The organism is Albidovulum inexpectatum (genome assembly GCF_002927635.1).
Classification (GTDB): Bacteria; Pseudomonadota; Alphaproteobacteria; order Rhodobacterales; family Rhodobacteraceae; genus Albidovulum; species Albidovulum inexpectatum.
Genome location: NZ_PRDS01000003.1, coordinates 1 through 15,948 on the forward strand (window position 1 = coordinate 1; position 15,948 = coordinate 15,948).

The 15,948-nt window shown below is 66.1% G+C and carries 14 protein-coding genes; 8 read left to right on the plus strand and 6 right to left on the minus strand.

The window, feature by feature from the left end; genetic code table 11:
* Positions 1–417: elongation factor Tu (locus LV82_RS05465; RefSeq protein ID WP_483860552.1), on the plus strand; the 417-nt coding region annotated here is incomplete at its 5' end.
* Positions 418–585: 168 nt separating this feature from the next.
* On the opposite strand, the gene LV82_RS05470 is transcribed toward LV82_RS05465, so the two are convergent.
* From LV82_RS05470 to ubiA, 3 genes are read right to left on the minus strand one after another with little or no spacing between them, the layout of a single operon-like run.
* Positions 586–915 (minus strand): hypothetical protein, encoded by a 330-nt coding sequence (locus LV82_RS05470; protein ID WP_104069813.1) that lies wholly within the window; start codon positions 913–915, stop codon positions 586–588.
* A gap of 38 nt (positions 916–953) precedes the next feature.
* On the minus strand, positions 954–2,894 hold the full coding sequence (locus LV82_RS05475; protein ID WP_146065127.1) for an OmpA family protein: 1,941 nt from the start codon (positions 2,892–2,894) through the stop codon (positions 954–956).
* A gap of 60 nt (positions 2,895–2,954) precedes the next feature.
* A complete protein-coding gene (gene ubiA / locus LV82_RS05480; protein ID WP_104069817.1) occupies positions 2,955–3,938 on the minus strand; it encodes a 4-hydroxybenzoate octaprenyltransferase in 984 nt (327 codons plus the stop codon).
* A 12-nt stretch (positions 3,939–3,950) separates the two neighbouring features.
* Between ubiA and LV82_RS05485 the strand changes: the two genes are divergently transcribed.
* The 3 genes from LV82_RS05485 to LV82_RS05495 are packed head-to-tail and all read left to right on the plus strand — an operon-like array spanning position 3,951 to position 6,673.
* On the plus strand, positions 3,951–4,676 hold the full coding sequence (locus tag LV82_RS05485) for a 16S rRNA (uracil(1498)-N(3))-methyltransferase (RefSeq protein ID WP_104069818.1): 726 nt from the start codon (positions 3,951–3,953) through the stop codon (positions 4,674–4,676).
* Positions 4,673–5,242, plus strand: a complete 570-nt coding sequence (locus LV82_RS05490; RefSeq protein WP_104069820.1) for a hypothetical protein — start codon at positions 4,673–4,675, stop codon at positions 5,240–5,242. Before LV82_RS05485 ends, LV82_RS05490 begins: the two co-directional genes overlap by 4 nt.
* A 60-nt stretch (positions 5,243–5,302) precedes the next feature.
* Entirely contained in the window at positions 5,303–6,673 is a 1,371-nt protein-coding gene (locus tag LV82_RS05495; protein WP_104069821.1) for a glutamate--cysteine ligase, read from the plus strand.
* A gap of 64 nt (positions 6,674–6,737) precedes the next feature.
* Here the strand turns inward: LV82_RS05495 and plsY are convergent, their stop codons facing one another.
* Genes plsY through LV82_RS05510 form a run of 3 tightly spaced genes read right to left on the minus strand, consistent with a single transcriptional unit; the run spans position 6,738 to position 9,584 of the window.
* A complete protein-coding gene (plsY, locus tag LV82_RS05500) occupies positions 6,738–7,346 on the minus strand; it encodes a glycerol-3-phosphate 1-O-acyltransferase PlsY (RefSeq protein ID WP_104069823.1) in 609 nt (202 codons plus the stop codon).
* A 1-nt stretch (position 7,347) separates the two neighbouring features.
* Entirely contained in the window at positions 7,348–8,625 is a 1,278-nt protein-coding gene (pyrC, locus tag LV82_RS05505) for a dihydroorotase (protein ID WP_104069825.1), read from the minus strand.
* Positions 8,622–9,584, minus strand: coding sequence for an aspartate carbamoyltransferase catalytic subunit (locus tag LV82_RS05510; RefSeq protein WP_104069827.1), 963 nt, complete (start codon positions 9,582–9,584; stop codon positions 8,622–8,624). The genes pyrC and LV82_RS05510 overlap by 4 nt, the downstream gene beginning before the upstream one ends.
* Before the next feature lie 128 nt (positions 9,585–9,712).
* On the opposite strand from LV82_RS05510, the gene LV82_RS05515 reads away from it, so the two are divergent.
* From LV82_RS05515 to LV82_RS05530, 4 genes are all read left to right on the plus strand, one after another.
* Complete coding sequence (locus LV82_RS05515; protein WP_104069828.1) at positions 9,713–10,504, plus strand: uracil-DNA glycosylase; 792 nt, start codon at positions 9,713–9,715, stop codon at positions 10,502–10,504.
* On the plus strand, positions 10,504–11,046 hold the full coding sequence (gene moaB / locus LV82_RS05520) for a molybdenum cofactor biosynthesis protein B (RefSeq protein ID WP_104069830.1): 543 nt from the start codon (positions 10,504–10,506) through the stop codon (positions 11,044–11,046). Before LV82_RS05515 ends, moaB begins: the two co-directional genes overlap by 1 nt.
* A gap of 90 nt (positions 11,047–11,136) precedes the next feature.
* Positions 11,137–12,597, plus strand: coding sequence for an efflux RND transporter periplasmic adaptor subunit (locus tag LV82_RS05525; RefSeq protein WP_104069832.1), 1,461 nt, complete (start codon positions 11,137–11,139; stop codon positions 12,595–12,597).
* A gap of 1 nt (position 12,598) precedes the next feature.
* Positions 12,599–15,940 (plus strand): efflux RND transporter permease subunit, encoded by a 3,342-nt coding sequence (locus LV82_RS05530; protein WP_104069833.1) that lies wholly within the window; start codon positions 12,599–12,601, stop codon positions 15,938–15,940.
* Positions 15,941–15,948: the final 8 nt, after the last annotated feature.

The following is a 15,948-nucleotide window of genomic DNA, read 5'->3' on the forward strand; positions in this document are numbered from 1 at the left end:
ACCGGTGTCGAGATGTTCCGCAAGCTGCTGGATCGCGGCGAGGCGGGCGACAACATCGGCGCGCTGCTGCGCGGTATCGAGCGTGACGGCGTCGAGCGCGGCCAGGTTCTGGCCAAGCCCGGCTCGGTGACGCCGCACACCGAGTTCGAGGCCGAGGCCTACATCCTGACCAAGGAAGAGGGTGGCCGCCACACGCCGTTCTTCGCCAACTACCGTCCGCAGTTCTACTTCCGCACGACGGACGTGACGGGCACGGTGAAGCTGCCCGAGGGCGTCGAGATGGTCATGCCGGGCGACAACCTGAAGTTCGAGGTCGAGCTGATCGCCCCGATCGCGATGGAAGAAGGCCTGCGCTTCGCCATCCGCGAAGGCGGCCGCACCGTCGGCGCCGGCGTCGTGTCCAAGATCCTGAAGTAAGAGACAGGTTCAGACAGGATCGGGGCGGCCCCTCCGGGCCGCCCCTTTTGTTTGACCCCGTGCGACAGGTCAGCCGATTCTGCTGTCTCGGGCGCCAGGTTGTGCGTATGTGACAAGGGAGTCCGCGTGCGGAACCACGCAGATCGTTGTCCGTCCGTCAGAGACGGTTCAATCCTTGGTGTTTTCGCGCTCGATATAGGCCCGCAATTCCTCGGCCTCCTTGCGCGCGTCCCGCAATCCGTCCATTGCAGCTTCCAGTTCGGCCTCGACCTGGTGCAGGCGGTTATTCAATTCCGCTTCGCGCTCGGCAAGGCGCTCTTCCGCGGCGTCCCGGGCAGCTTCGGCCTCGTGCAATTCGTGCGCCAGGCGCTCCAGCTCGCCCATGTCCGACTGGGTCACGCGCCCGAACCGTTGGACGATCCAGCAGGCCAGCCACCCCAGAAGGAAGGCCACGAACAGGATGACCGATGTGGCGATGATGAATTCCGTTCTGTTCATGACAGCCTCTTGCCTGCTTCTTCAAGGGACGCGTTGCATTACCGGTTCGGCCGGGGCTTCGGTCGCACGGTATCGGGGCCGGGCGTCTTGACCGCGACCCGAGGTTCGCCCGCGGCCTTGTCTCCGGTCTCGTCGCTCGCGATATCCGTGTCGAGCAACCGGAACTCGATCCGGCGGTTGGCCTCGCGGCCCTCCTCGGTGTCGTTTGGCGCGATCGGCTGCGCTTCGCCATAGCCCACAGCCGTAAGGTTGCTGGTCAGCACGCGCCGGTCCAGCAGGGCCGCGATCACCGCCTCGGCACGGCGCTGCGACAGCTGCTGATTCATCTCCTCGCGCCCCTGTGAATCAGTATGTCCGCCAACCTCCATCCGAACGTCGGCGCAGGATCGCAGCTGTTCTGCGATCCGGTCCAAAGTACGCCCGGCCTCGGGCGTGATCTGCGCCGATCCCGGCTCGAATGTGATCTTTGACTCTGCCATGATTGCGTTGATCCGGGCGACGCATTCCTCCGGTGTCGGCAGCGCCTTCAGCGGGTCCAGCGATTCGTCATAGCGGATATCGAGCGTCAGCTTCTGCCCTTCGCCAAGGCGTTGGGTCAGAATGCGTGCGGCTTCGTCGCTGGCATTTTGCGAGCCGCTGACACCCGCGATCTCGATCCGGTCGGGAAGGATGCGCGCCGTACCGTGATCAACCTCACCCAACGCGTCCAGCGCCGCAAGCACGCGAACCGTCCAGCCTCGCGGCATCTCGGGATCAAGACGGGCCGCCATCAGCACGGCATCAGAGCCGAATTCGGCACGGGCAAAGCTTTCCACCGCCTCGCGCGCCAGATCGTCCGCGACGCGGCCGCGCAGCTCGATACGGCCGTCCTCGTCCAGGACGGCGACGAATTCGCGGGGGCCTTCGGTACTGGCCTGTTCCTCGGCTCGCGGGGTCAAGGTCGCTTCGAGGGAAAAGACTTCGGGCAGGTTTGATTCCAGTTCCCCGACCACGCGGTCGAAATCGTCCTGCGAAACGGTTTCGCCGGCGATCAAGGCAACATCCGTGTCCGAGAAGGTGACCGAACCCGATCCAAGGCGCGCCAGGGCCCGGATCGCCATGCTGACCGCGTCGGCCCATTCCGGCGTGGGGACGCCCAGGCCGATGGTGCATGTCAGTTTGCCTTCGGCGCCTGCCTGGGACGCGGCAGCAAGGATGCGATCGCGGGCCGATTCGCTATCGGCTGCGCAAGCGTCGAAGCGTGCGCCCTTGTCATCCATGACAAAGCGCAGCGTGAAGGGTGCGATCACCGGGCGTGGCGCGGAGATGTCCATCACCAGACGCAGGCCTGCGGGCTTGCGGCGGGCCAGCTCGGCCTCGATCCGTGCCTTTTCGGCCGCGCTATCAGAGATTGCCGTCACGGTCATCTCCTGGGCGGTGATCGAGATCTTGGAGCGCGGCAGTTTCTTCAGCGCCTCGGCCCCGAAGGCGACGGCCTTTTCCCAACCCTCCGGGGGCGGGTAGTCCGCCGTTTCGACAAGATCGACCACGTCCTCCTTGGCCGCTGCGCTGAGTTCGGAGACCAGCCGCTCCTGATCGAACGATTCCGGAACCAGGCCGATCAGCGAGATGCCATCGGAATTGCGCAGGATCTCGAGGCTGAATTCAGGAGCAACGACGCCCGATCTGTCCTGAACGTCGATCAGGTCGACGACACGGTCCGAATCGATGACACCTGCCGCAACCGAAAGTGCCCGAAAGCGCGCGGCTTCGTTCGGGGCGGTGCCCGACAGCTGCACTTGCAAACCGTCGGCATCGACATGGACCCAGGTCAGGCCGTTCCGTTCAAGCGCGTTTTCGACCGCCGCGACCGACCGGGTCTCGAGCACGCCAACGCTCCAGACCGAGGTTCCGATCGAAAAGATCAAACCCACCGCAAGCGCGATCCCTGTCAGAAGCGTCCGGCGCATGGTACCCGTCGATGTGGCCGCAGATGGCATGACTAGCCCTCTCGTCTGGTCGTCCGCGCATTGTCTATGCGGGCATATGGCTGGGTTCAATCAAAGCGCAGCCGCGATGGCAAGAAACAGCGCAGCCAGAAGGCCCGTGTCGCGGTTCGACCGAAACAGGCGCAGACAGGTATCCGGGTCGTCGATGTCCAGCCTTTGCAGTTGCCAAAGCAGATGCCAGCCCATCGACCACGGAGCGATCAACGCCACGGCCAGTTTCATCGGCGCGGCATGTGGCAGCAATTCGATCAGAATTGCGACGGTCATCAGCGAGACGGCAAGGATCAGGAACAGGCCCAGCCATTTGCCCGTCCTTTCCCCGAACAGCCGCGCGGTGGACTTGACGCCGATCAGCACGTCGTCTTCCTTGTCCTGGTGGGCATAGATCGTGTCATAGAACAGGGTCCACGCGATGCCCGAGGCATAGAGCAACACGGCCCCCGGTCCCACGCGCCCCGAATGGGCGGCATAGGCCAGGATTGCGCCCCAGTTGAACGCCAGCCCCAGAAAGACCTGCGGCCACCATGTGAAGCGCTTTGCAAAGGGGTAGATCGCCACAAGTGCCAGCGAGGCCACGCCCAGAAGAATCGCCAGCCGGTCGAAGGTGAACAGGATCAGCCCGGCCAGCGCCATTTGCGCGAACATCCAGATCAGCGCCTGCCTTACGCTGACCTGACCTGACGGGATCGGGCGTGACCGGGTGCGCCGCACGGCCGCGTCGAAATCCCGATCGGTGATGTCGTTCCATGTGCAGCCGGCACCGCGCATCAGGAACGCGCCAAGCGCACAGCCCAGTGCGATCCACACGTCTTCGGACCGCCAGCGATCTCCCGCGGCGGCCAGTGCCAGCCCCCACCAGCAGGGCAGCAGCAACAGCCATGTCCCGATCGGCCGGTCCGCGCGCGACAGGCGCAGATAGGGGCGCACGGGCTCGGGCGCCCACGTGTCCACCCAGTTGCCGCGCACCGCGTCGGCGACCGGGGTATCGGAATTGCGTCCTGTTTCGGCCTCTGGTCTTTCGCCGGGCGCGCTCATACTCTCTGCCTCATGCGGGATACAAGGATCAGGCTCTGTTTAGACCAGCCCCTTGGTGCGGGGCAATCGGTTCTCCTGGCCGAGGCGCAGGCGCATTACCTGTTCGGGGTCATGCGGCTGACCGAAGGTGCGCGGCTTCTGGTGTTCAATGGCTGTGACGGCGAATGGCTGGCCGAGGTGAGCGAGGCCCGGCGCAAGCGCGGCGCGCTGACATGTCTCGAGCAGGTTCGTTCGCAGCAGATGCCGCCCGATCTGTGGCTGATCTTTGCCCCGGTCAAGAAGGCGCGAACCGATGTGATTGTCGAAAAGGCGGTCGAGCTTGGCGCCGCGCGTCTGATGCCGGTGCTGACCGACTACACCAATTCCGAACGCTTCCGCCGCGACAAGGCCGAAGCCCACGTTCGCGAGGCCGCCGAGCAATGCGGAGCGCTGTGGCTGCCGCAGGTCGAGGATGCGCAGCCGCTCTCGCGCCTGTTGCAGGGATGGCCCGAAGGGCGAACCCTGTTCTGGGCCGACGAATCGCGCGCCGGTGCACGCGACAGTTTCGCATCCGCCCCCGACGGGCCGGCCGGGATCCTGATCGGACCCGAAGGCGGCTTTTCCCCCGCCGAACGTGGCCGTCTGACCGAACTGCCTTTCGTCCATCCCGTGTCCCTGGGGCCACGGATCCTGCGTGCCGAGACCGCTGCGATCGCGGCCCTGACATTGTGGCAGGCCACCCATGGGGATTGGAGATGACCGGTCTGCGGCCCGAAGTCATCGAATTCCTGACACGCTGGCGCGAGCTGATCGCCGCCGTCGCCGCAGCACTTGTCGGCATCTGGGTTTGGTCGTGGGGGGGCTGGTTCTGGCAGGGCTTGGGTGTCGTGGTCGTGCTTGCCGCGGCAGGCTGGGCCCGGGTCGCATGGAGCCGTGCACGTCTTGCAGGCATCGCGCGCGCGCCTGGGATCGTCCAGGTGACCGAAGGCCAGATCTCGTTTTTCGGGCCTCATCGCGGAGGTTTCATCGCGCTGGCCGATCTGCGCGAGGTTCGTCTGTCGCAAGAGAATGGCCACCGCGTCTGGTGCCTGATCTCGACCGAGCGGGAAGCGCTGACCATTCCCGTTGCGGCCGAAGGCGCCGACAAGCTCTATGATCTGCTTGCCGCCCTGCCGGGCATGGACATTGGCGCGGTCTCGGCGGCGATTTCCGGCCCGATCCCGCCGGGGGCCCTGTGGACCCGGCCAGGCTCCCGCGCCTTGTTCCGCGGTGGTGCAGACCTGCTGCGCATGGGGGCACAAAATCGCGATCCGGGCCGGGCTTGACTTGAAGCCGGTGCCGATACAGGTCTATCCGTCCTGAAAGCCATCAGATCGAGGCGCTTCATGTCCATTCCCCAGACCGGCGGCGGTCCTATCGAACGCGAAGAGCAGCTGGCCGAGTTTCTTGCCGCGGGGTGCAAGCCCAGATCGGATTGGCGCATCGGGACCGAGCACGAGAAGTTCGGATATTGCAAGGATACGCTGAAGCCCTTGCCCTATGACGGGCCTCGGTCTGTTCGGGCGATGCTGGAGGGCCTGCGTGACCGCTATGGCTGGCAGCCCGTCTTCGAGCAGGACAATATCATCGGTCTGGTCAAGGGTGGCGCGAATATCAGCCTTGAACCCGGCGGCCAGCTGGAATTGTCCGGCGCGCCCGTGGAGACGATCCACCAGACCTGCGATGAGGTGAACGAACATCTGCGCGAGGTGCGCGATGTCGCAGAGACAATCGGCGCGGGGTTCATCGGACTGGGCGCGGCGCCGATCTGGCGTCACGAGGACATGCCGATGATGCCGAAGGGGCGCTATCGGCTGATGACCGACTACATGGACAAGGTCGGCACCCACGGCAAGCAGATGATGTACCGGACCTGCACGGTGCAGGTGAATCTCGACTTCGCCTCGGAAGCCGACATGGTCAAGAAGCTGCGCGTGGCGTTGAGCCTGCAGCCGGTTGCAACGGCCCTGTTCGCCAATTCCCCCTTCTTTGAGGGCAAGCCGACCGGGTTCAAGTCGTGGCGATCGCGCATCTGGCGCGATCTTGATCCGTCGCGCACGGGCATGCTGCCCTTCGTCTTCGAGGACGGAATGGGCTTCCAGCGCTATGTCGATTACGCGCTCGATGTGCCGATGTATTTCGTCTATCGCGACGGCCGGTACATCAACGCGCTGGGCCAGTCCTTCCGCGACTTCCTGCGCGGCGAGCTGCCCGCCTTGCCCGGGGAGAAGCCCACGCTTTCGGATTGGGCCGACCACCTGACGACGATCTTCCCCGAGGCACGCATCAAGAAGTTCATCGAGATGCGCGGCGCCGATGGGGGGCCTTGGCGGCGGCTATGCGCGTTGCCCGCGCTGTGGGTCGGTCTGATGTACGACGACAGCGCGCTGGACGCGGCATGGGATCTTGCCAAGAACTGGGATGCCGAGACGCGGGAAGCCTGGCGGGTCCAGGCCTCGATCCATGCGCTGCAGGCCGAGGTTGGCGGCCGCAAGATGCAGGATCTGGCGCGCGAGGTCGTCGCCATCGCCGAGGCGGGGCTGAAGGCCCGGGCGCGCAAGGGGGCGGGCGGCATGGTCCCCGATGAAACCCATTTCCTGAACCCGCTGCGCGAGAGTGTCGAGACGGGGCGCGTTCCGGCCGATGAGCTGCTGGAAAAATATCATGGCGAATGGAACGGGGACCTGACCCGGATCTACGCGGAATACAGCTACTGAACAGCGCAAGCCCCGTGTTGCGCGGGGAAGGAAGGTCGCGCCGGTCCTGGGTGCAAGTGCGCGATTACCTGCGCCCGCCGATCTTCGGTTCGGTCCCGGCCATCAGGCGTTCGATGTTCGGAATGTGCTTCCAGTAGATCATGGTCGCCAGGATGACCGTCAGATAGACAATCTGCGGATAACCAAGCCAGGCCGCCCAGATCGCAGCCAGAGCGGCAGAAACCAGCGCCGACAGCGACGAAATCCGTGTCACGAGAGCCGTCACCAGCCAGGTCGCGCAGGCCGCCAGCCCGACGGGCCAGGCAAGCGCCAGAAGCGTGCCAAGGAAGGTCGCCACGCCCTTGCCCCCGCGGAATTTCAACCAGACGGGGAACAGATGCCCGGCAAAGGCGCCAAGGGCGGCGGCCTGCGCGGCGTCCTCGGCGGCAATGGCGCGCGCGATCAGAACGGCCGCCGCGCCCTTGCCGCCATCGAGTATCAGCGTGGCCAGCGCTGCGGCCTTGTTGCCGGTGCGCAGCACATTGGTCGCCCCGATATTGCCCGACCCGATCCGCCGCAGATCGCCAAGGCCCATCAAGCGGGTAATCACCACCCCGAACGGGATCGAACCCAGCAGGTAGCCCAGAAGGAGCGCCCCGATCAGATACAGCGGCGCGGTCGTGAAATCGGGCATGTCAGTCCTCCGGGGTGAAAACGCGATGGCCGCCGACCCAGGTGCCCAGCACCCGACCCTCCATCCGATGGCCGTCAAAGGGCGTGTTCTTGCACTTCGAGCGCAGCGAGAAGCGGTCCAGGACAAAGGGCTGGTCCGGGTCGAACAGGACCAGGTCGGCCGGTGCGCCCTGGCTCAGCCGACCTTGCGGCAGGCCCAGGATTCGCGCCGGGTTCAGAGACATCGCGCGGAACAGCTGTGGAATCGTCAGGTCCCCGGAGTGATACAGACGCATCGCGGCCGGCAGCATCGTTTCCAGCCCGACCGCGCCGGACAGCGCGTCTTCAAAGGGCAGGCGCTTGCTTTCCTCGTCCAGCGGCGTGTGCATCGAGCAGATGACGTCGATCAGCCCGTCCGCCACGGCCTGGACGACGGCCTGCCGGTCGTCCTCGGATCGCAGGGGGGGCGTCAGCTTGAAGAAGGTGCGATAGTCACCGACATCGAACTCGTTCAGCGTCAGGTGATGGATCGACGTTCCGGCCGTGACCTTCAGCCCATTGGCCTTGGCCCGCTGCAGGGGCGGCAGGGCCCGGGCCGTCGTGATCTGGTCGAAATGGTAGCGGCAGCCGGTCATCTCGACGAGGCCAAGGTCGCGGTCGATCCCGATACGCTCGGCCATGGGGCTGACGGCGGGCAGGCCGCGCAGGCTGGCGAACTTGCCGCTGGTCGCCGAGGCGCCGCGCGACAGGCCGGGTTCCTGCGGATGGCCGATGACCAGCGCTTCCATGGCCCGGGCATAGGTCAGCGCACGCGACAGGACCTTGGTATCGGTCACGACCCGGTCGCTGTCGGTGAAGGCGACCGCGCCCGCATCTATCAGAAAGCCAAGTTCGGTCATCTCGCGGCCTTCGCGGCCCTTGGTCAGGGCGGCCATGTGGCGGATGCGGACCGGGCTGGATTCGGCCGCGCGTCGCGTAACGAATTCCAGCGTTTCAGGTGTATCGATCGCGGGCGTCGTGTCAGGGCGCGCGATGATCGTGGTGACCCCGCCCGCCGCGGCCGCCAGCCCGGCCGAGCGGAAACTTTCCTTGTGGCGTTCGCCCGGCTCGCCGATCTTGACACCCAGATCGACGATGCCGGGCGCCAGGCATTTGCCGCCACAATCGATCACCTCGGCGTCCGACGGGGGCTCGACCTGGCCGACGGCCACGATCGCTCCGTCGCGGACGAGAAGATCGCCATGCGATTCGGTCAACGACTCGGGGTCGATCAGGCGGGCATTGGTGAACAGGATCGTCATGCCATTTCTCCCGCTGCCTGGCGCCCGCGATCGGCGCGCAGGTTTCGCGCCAGAAGATCAAGGCAGGCCATGCGCACCGCCACGCCCATCTCGACCTGTTCCTGAATGACCGACCGGTTGATGTCATCGGCCAGTTCGCCGTCGATCTCGACCCCGCGGTTCATCGGGCCGGGATGCATGACGATCGCATCGGGACGCGCCAGTTTCAGCTTCTCGGCGTCCAGGCCATAGCGGTGATAGTATTCGCGTTCCGACGGAATGAAGCCGCCATCCATCCGTTCCTTCTGAAGACGCAGCATCATCACGACATCGGCATCCCGCAGACCCTCGCGCATGTCGTGATAGACCTCGCATCCCAGATCCGCGGCCCCCGCGGGCATCAGCGTCGGCGGCGCGATCAGGCGCACGCGGTTTTCCATCTTGCCCAGCAGGATCAGGTTCGACCGCGCCACGCGGCTATGTGCGATGTCGCCGCAGATCGCGATGGTCAGCCTCTGGATCCGCCCCTTCTTGCGCCGGATCGTCAGCGCGTCCAGCAGCGCCTGGGTGGGGTGTTCGTGCCTTCCGTCGCCCGCATTGATGACGGCGCAGTTGACCTTTTGCGCCAGAAGTTCGGCCGCGCCCGAGGCCGGGTGGCGTACGACCAGCAGGTCGGGATGCATCGCGTTCAGCGTCAGCGCCGTGTCGATCAGCGTTTCGCCCTTCTTCACGCTGGACTGGGCCACGCCCATGTTCATCACGTCTGCGCCCAGCCGCTTGCCGGCAAGTTCGAAACTGGCCTGCGTGCGCGTCGAGGGTTCGAAGAACATGTTGATCTGGGTCATGCCCGCCAGCGCATCCGAATGCTTGATCGTGCGCCGGTTCAGCGAGACATAGCTTTCGGCAAGGTCCAGAACGGTACGAATGTCCTCGGGCGAGAGATGCTCGATCCCCAGAAGGTGACGCGCGCGAAATGTCATGCAGCCGACCCTTTTCCGTTTGGTCGCTGCTTATGGCAAATGGCGGGGCATTGGGCAACGCCTGATGCGTCCTCTTGCCCCGCGCCTGCCACTTGCCCCGCCCGGCTTGGCGGCCTAGCTTGACCGCCATGAACGAGCCCCGGCATATCGACCCCCATGCTGCCGCCGCGCTGCTGGCGTGGATGGTGGAACTTGGCGCGGATGAGCCGATCCTCGATGCGCCGGTCGATCGCTATGCCCTGGCGGATGCGCCACGGCCCGCGCACGAGCCGGCGGCGGCCCCCGCAATCGTGGCTCCAGTCGTCGAGGAAGGTCCCGACCCGGTCGCCGTGGCGCGCGAGCTGGCCGCGCAGGCGCAGGACCTGGAAAGCCTGGCCGCACTTCAGGCTGGCTATGATCTGTGCGAGCTGAAGAAGGGCGCGCGGAATTTCGTTTTCGCCGATGGCGACCCATCGGCCCGCGTGATGATCATCGGTGAGGCGCCGGGGCGCGACGAGGATCTCGAGGGTCGGCCCTTCGTGGGGCGTGCCGGGCGCCTGCTGGACCGGATGTTTTCCGCCATCGGCCTGTCGCGCAATGCCAGCCATGCGGACGAAGCGCTTTACATCACCAATGTCATGCCGTGGCGGCCCCCGCGCAATCGCGACCCCGAGCCGCAGGAAATCGCGATGATGCTGCCCTTCGTGCAGCGCCATGTCGAGCTGGTCGATCCCGAGATCATCGTGCTGATGGGCAACACGCCCTGTCAGGCCGCGCTGGGCCGCAAGGGCGTGCTGCGGTTGCGGGGCACATGGGTTCAGGCCTTCGGGCGCAGCGCGATGCCGATGACGCATCCGGCCTATCTGCTGCGCAATCCCGCCGCCAAGCGCGAGGCCTGGGCCGATCTGTTGGAAATCCGCGCCAGATTGAGGGACGCCTGATGAGCCGCATCGACGAATCCAAGCCGTTCATTCCCGTTCGCATCGCCGTCCTGACCGTCTCGGACACGCGCAGCCTGGCCGAGGACCGCTCGGGCGACACGCTTGTCGAACGCATAGAGGTCGCCGGGCATGTCGTGGCCGACCGCCGTATCGTGCGGGATGAGCGCGCCGAGATTGCCAGACAGTTGCGCGACTGGATCGCCGATCCCGGGGTTGACGTCATCCTGACCACCGGGGGGACGGGGCTGACGGGCCGTGATGTCACCGTCGAGGCGCATCGCGACGTCTATGAGAAGGAGATCGAGGCATTCTCGACCGTCTTTACCATTGTTTCGATGCAGAAGATCGGCACATCCGCGGTGCAGTCGCGGGCCTGCGGCGGGGTCGCGGGCGGGACGTATCTGTTCGCCTTGCCAGGCAGTCCCGGCGCCTGCCGGGATGCATGGGACGAGATCCTGAAATGGCAGCTCGATTATCGCCATCGGCCCTGCAATTTCGTCGAGATCATGCCGCGCCTGCAGGAACATCTGCGGCGTAAATGATCACATGCGCCGTTCAGGCCGAATTGGGGGAAGACTTGGTGCATTCCGCCCGGACGCGCTAGACTGACCGGCAGGAACGGAGCCGAAGACATGCGCTTTCTCTATCGCAGCCTGATCGGTCTTGCCCTGGCTGCCATCACGCTTGCCCTTCTGGTCATGGCCGCGATGACCCTGCGCGATGCGATCACGGCGCGCAATGCAGACCGCGGGGCAGGGCGTCCCGCGCAAGAGCGTGTGTTTGCCGCGCGCGTCATCCGTCTGCAGCCTGCCCGCATCTCGCCGGTGCTCACGGCCTATGGCGAGATCCGTGCGCGCGACCAGATCGATCTGCGCGCCGCCGAGTCCGGCCGCATCGTCGAGCTGATCCCGGGATTTGGCGACGGGCTCCGAGTCGAGCGCGACGCCCTGATCGCGCGGATCGACCCCGAACCCGCGCGCACGGCGCTGGAACTTGCCCGGGCCGATCTGCGCCAGGCCGAGGCCGAACTGTCCGAGGCCGAGAATGCCCTGCAGCTGGCGCGCGACGATCTGGCGGCTGCCGAGGACCAGTTGCGACTGCGGCGTCAGGCGCTGGACCGCGTGCGCGGCATCTCGGGCCGGGGGCTGAATACGGCGACCGACCTGGAGGCCGCCGAACTTGCCGCATCCAACGCGACCCAGGCCGTCGTGTCGCGTCGGCAGGCGCTTGCAGCGGCCGAGGCGCGGCTGGATCAGGCGCGGATCATGCTGGATCGGCGCAGGCTTCAGGTCGCCGAGGCCGAGCGACGCCTGCGTGACACCGAAATCCGCGCCCCCTTTTCCGGCATCCTGGGAGAGACGGGCCCCAGCCTGGGCGCGCTGGTTGCACAGAACGAAGTCATTGCCCGGCTGATCGATACCGACCGGCTGGAAGTCGCGTTTCGCGTCTCGGCCGCCGCGCTGCAGGGGCTGACCGACCCGGATGGAGAGATCCTGCCGCTGCCGGTCATCGCCGAACTGGACGTTTCCGGGATGCGGCTTGGCGCCACGGGTCGGCTTGCGCGGCTGGACCCTTCGGTGGGCGAGGCCGCCGCGGGTCGCCTGCTCATCGCCGAACTGGACGCGGCGCGGGGGCTTCTGCCCGGTGACTTCGTGACCGTGCGCGTGGAAGAGCCTGCACGCGATGACCTTGCGCTTGTGCCGGCGCGTGCGCTGGACGCCGACGGGACCGTCCTGGTCGTGGGCGATCAGGATCGCCTGACAGAGGTTCCCGTTGTCCTGGTGCGCAGACAGGGCGACGATGCGCTGATCCGGGTCGGCGACCTTGCCGGGCGCGAGATCGTGGCCGAACGCACCGCGCTGCTTGGCGAGGGGATCCGCATACGCCCGCTGCGGCAGGAGCCGGACGCGCCCGACGCCAGCGATGCGGCGATGATCGAACTGACACCCGAACGGCGCAGCGCGTTGATTGCCTTCGTCGAGCGCGACGGAGACATGACCGAAGAGACACGAAGCCGCATCCTGAGCGCCCTGCGCGCGACCCGCGTCCCGCGCGAGATCGTCGAACGGCTTGAATCGCGGATGGGGGGCTAGGATGACCCGGCTGCGCGATGCGATGGCAGGGGCGTCCGGAATCCTTTCCTATTTCACGCGCCATGCGACGGCGGCAAACCTGCTGCTGATCGTCCTGATCGCCGCGGGGCTGTTCGCGCTGCCCCGGATGCGGGCACAGTATTTTCCCGACGTCATCATCGAGGAAATCTCGCTGACCGTCCGTTGGGAGGGCGCCGGGGCGGCGGATGTGGACCGCGCGATTGTCCAACCGCTCGAACCCGCCTTGTCGGCGGTCGAAGGCGTGACCTCGCTGCGGGCACGATCGCAGGAAGGAATCGCGCGGTTGTTCCTGGAATTCGAACCGGGCTGGGATCTTGGCCGGGCCATGGACGAGGTCAAGGCAGCGGTCGATTCAGTGACGGATCTGCCCGAGGATGCCGAGACGCCCGAGATCATTCGCGCGGCCTGGCGCGACCGTGTCGCGGATGTGGTGATTTCGGGACCGCTCGGAGAAGAACAGCTGGCTCGGCTTGCCGACGAATTCATGGCCCGTGCATGGGCGGAAGGCGTCACGCGGATCTCGGTCCAGGGGCTTGCGGGAACCGAAATCCGGGTCGAGGTCCCCATGGCCCAGTTGATCCGCCACGGCCTGACCCTGTCCGACATCGCCGCCCGCATCCGGGCCGAGACCCAGCCCGATCCGGCGGGCACGCTGTCGGACGGTTCGGCCCGGCTGCGCAGCGGCACTGAGCGGCGCAGCGCCGATTCGGTGGCCGGGATCGTGGTCATGACATTGCCCGATGGGGCAAGGGTAACCCTGGGCGATATCGCCGACATCCGGCATGTCGGCGCGACCGAGTCGCGACGGTTCATGGTTGGCGACAATCCGGCGGTCACCCTGCGTGTCGATCGCTCGGCCGAGGGGGATGCCATCGAGATTCATTCCCGGATCGAGAGCATCGCCGAAGCGATGCGCCCGGAACTGCCCGCCGGGGCGAAGATTGACCTGATCCGGGTGCGCACGAATGACATCATTGCCCGTCTGAACATCCTGGCCGAAAACGGCGCCTTCGGGCTGGCGCTGGTGCTGGGCCTGCTGTTTCTGTTTCTGAATGCCAGAACGGCGCTGTGGGTGGCGGCCGGAATTCCGGTCGCGATGCTGACCACCGTCGCGCTGATGTATGCCTTTGGGCTGACGCTGAACATGATCTCGCTTTTCGCGTTGATCCTGACGCTGGGCATCGTCGTGGATGACGCGATCGTGGTCGGGGAACATGCCGATTTCCGCTTTCGCCGCCGTGGCGAAGGCCCGGTCGAGGCCGCCGAGAATGCCGTGCGCCGCATGGCGGCGCCGGTCTTTTCTTCGACCATCACGACAATCATCGCCTTTCTGGGGCTGACGGCCATATCGGGACGGTTCGGCGATCTGATTTCTGACATTCCCTTTACGGTGGCGGTTGTCCTGGCCGCGTCGCTGATCGAATGTTTCCTGATCCTGCCAAATCACATGTCGCACGCGCTGGCCCATGCCGGGCAGGGGCGGTGGTACGATGCGCCCAGCCGCGTGTCCAACCGCGCGCTGGGCTGGTTTCGGGACCGCCTGATGCGGCCGATGACCGAGGCCGTGATGGCGGCCCGCTATCCTGTGCTGGCGGCCGCGATCCTTGCGCTGGCGGTTTGCGTGGCCATGTTCCTGCGCGGCGACGTCACATGGCGGTTCTTCAACGCGCCGGAACGGCCGACGATCACGGCCAATTTCGCCATGGTCGATGGCGCAAGCCGCGACGACACGGCGCGGATGCTGGCCGATCTGCAAGCGGCGATCGACGATCTTGCGCGGCAGTATCGCGAACAATACGGGGTCGAGCCGCTGAACCACGTGCTGGGCCAGATCGGTGCGAATTTCTGGCCCGAACTGGCCGTCGCCGAAACCAAGGACAACGATCTTCTGGGCGGCGTCGCGATCGAACTTGTCGATCCCGATCTGCGTCCGTGGTCTGCCTCGCAATTCATTTCCGACCTGCAAGAGGCTGCCCCGCGTCACCCATTGCTGGAGGAATTGTCGTTCCGCAGCTGGCGGCACGGTCCGGGCGGCGGCTCGCTGGAGGTCGATCTGACCGGCGCTGAGCCGGACGTTCTGAAGGAGGCGGCCGAGTCGCTGAAGCGCGAACTGGCGGGCTATCCCGAGGTGTCCGGGCTCGAAGACAGCCTGCCGTTCGATAAGGTCGAGCTGGTCCTGGAATTGACACCCCTTGGCCGCCACCTGGGCTTCACGGCCGAGGCGCTGGGCGCAGAGCTTCGCAACCGCCTGACGGGCATCGAGGCGGCGACCTTCCCCGAGGGCACGCGCAGCGCGGCCATCCGCGTCGAACTGCCAGCCTCGGATCTGACGGCGGACTTCCTGGACCGAACCATGCTGCCCACCGCCCAGGGCCATCCGGTGCCTCTGTCCGATATCGTCAGGGTCACGATGCGGCAGGGGTTCTCGACGATCCGGCGTGAACAGGGGCAGGCCGTGGTCACCGTCTCGGGCGAGCTGTCCGAGGATGACCCCGCGCGGGCCGAGGCGATACGAAAGGCTCTCGAGCTTCAGATCCTGCCACGTCTGACCGAGGAACACGGCGTGGGCTGGCGGCTTTCGGGTCTGGCCGAACAGGAAACGCGCTTTCTGGGCGATGCGATGATCGGCTTTGGTGCGGCGCTGGCCGGCATCTATGCCGTCCTGGCCTGGATCTTTGCCAGCTGGACGCGTCCGCTGGTCGTGATGTCCGTCATTCCGCTGGGTCTGGTCGGCGCGATCTGGGGCCATTGGTGGTGGGATGTGCCCTTGTCGATGTTTTCGGTCGTTGGCCTGATCGGGATGTCGGGCATCATCATCAATGACGCGATCGTGCTGATTTCGACCATCGACGAAAAGGCCCGCATCCGGGCCCTGCGCCCTGCGATCGTCGAGGGTGTGGCCGAGCGTCTGCGGCCCGTCCTCTTGACGACCCTGACGACCGTGCTGGGACTTGCGCCGCTGCTGTTCGAAACCTCGCGTCAGGCGCAGTTCCTGAAGCCCACGGTCATCACGCTGTGCTACGGGCTGGCCTTTGGCATGGTGCTGGTGCTGGTCGTGATCCCGGCGCTGATGGTCGTGCAGCGCGATATCGGACTTGCGGCCCGCGGATTGCGCCGGGCGCTGAGGGTGCGGCGCCTGCGCGGCATTCTTTTCATCGTCGGGGTTGGTCTTGCCGGGGCCTTCGCCGCGATCATGGGGTCGGCGCTGATCTCGGGCGGGGGATGGTCCACGGCCTTCGCCCTGTTCGTGGCGGCGGTCGTGGCAATCGTGTCAATTGCGGCGGTTTTCGCAGCTTTCATGCGCGCCCGGCATGGCGCGTGACCAGCCCG

Bases quoted from the DNA above. Each gene is read 5' to 3' on its own strand.
- LV82_RS05470 (WP_104069813.1), bottom strand. From the start codon at position 915: ATGAACAGAACGGAATTCATCATCGCCACATCGGTCATCCTGTTCGTG.
- LV82_RS05475 (WP_146065127.1), bottom strand. From the start codon at position 2,894: ATGCCATCTGCGGCCACATCGACGGGTACCATGCGCCGGACGCTTCTG.
- ubiA (WP_104069817.1), bottom strand. From the start codon at position 3,938: ATGAGCGCGCCCGGCGAAAGACCAGAGGCCGAAACAGGACGCAATTCC.
- LV82_RS05485 (WP_104069818.1), top strand. From the start codon at position 3,951: ATGCGGGATACAAGGATCAGGCTCTGTTTAGACCAGCCCCTTGGTGCG.
- LV82_RS05490 (WP_104069820.1), top strand. From the start codon at position 4,673: ATGACCGGTCTGCGGCCCGAAGTCATCGAATTCCTGACACGCTGGCGC.
- LV82_RS05495 (WP_104069821.1), top strand. From the start codon at position 5,303: ATGTCCATTCCCCAGACCGGCGGCGGTCCTATCGAACGCGAAGAGCAG.
- plsY (WP_104069823.1), bottom strand. From the start codon at position 7,346: ATGCCCGATTTCACGACCGCGCCGCTGTATCTGATCGGGGCGCTCCTT.
- pyrC (WP_104069825.1), bottom strand. From the start codon at position 8,625: ATGACGATCCTGTTCACCAATGCCCGCCTGATCGACCCCGAGTCGTTG.
- LV82_RS05510 (WP_104069827.1), bottom strand. From the start codon at position 9,584: ATGACATTTCGCGCGCGTCACCTTCTGGGGATCGAGCATCTCTCGCCC.
- LV82_RS05515 (WP_104069828.1), top strand. From the start codon at position 9,713: ATGAACGAGCCCCGGCATATCGACCCCCATGCTGCCGCCGCGCTGCTG.
- moaB (WP_104069830.1), top strand. From the start codon at position 10,504: ATGAGCCGCATCGACGAATCCAAGCCGTTCATTCCCGTTCGCATCGCC.
- LV82_RS05525 (WP_104069832.1), top strand. From the start codon at position 11,137: ATGCGCTTTCTCTATCGCAGCCTGATCGGTCTTGCCCTGGCTGCCATC.
- LV82_RS05530 (WP_104069833.1), top strand. From the start codon at position 12,599: ATGACCCGGCTGCGCGATGCGATGGCAGGGGCGTCCGGAATCCTTTCC.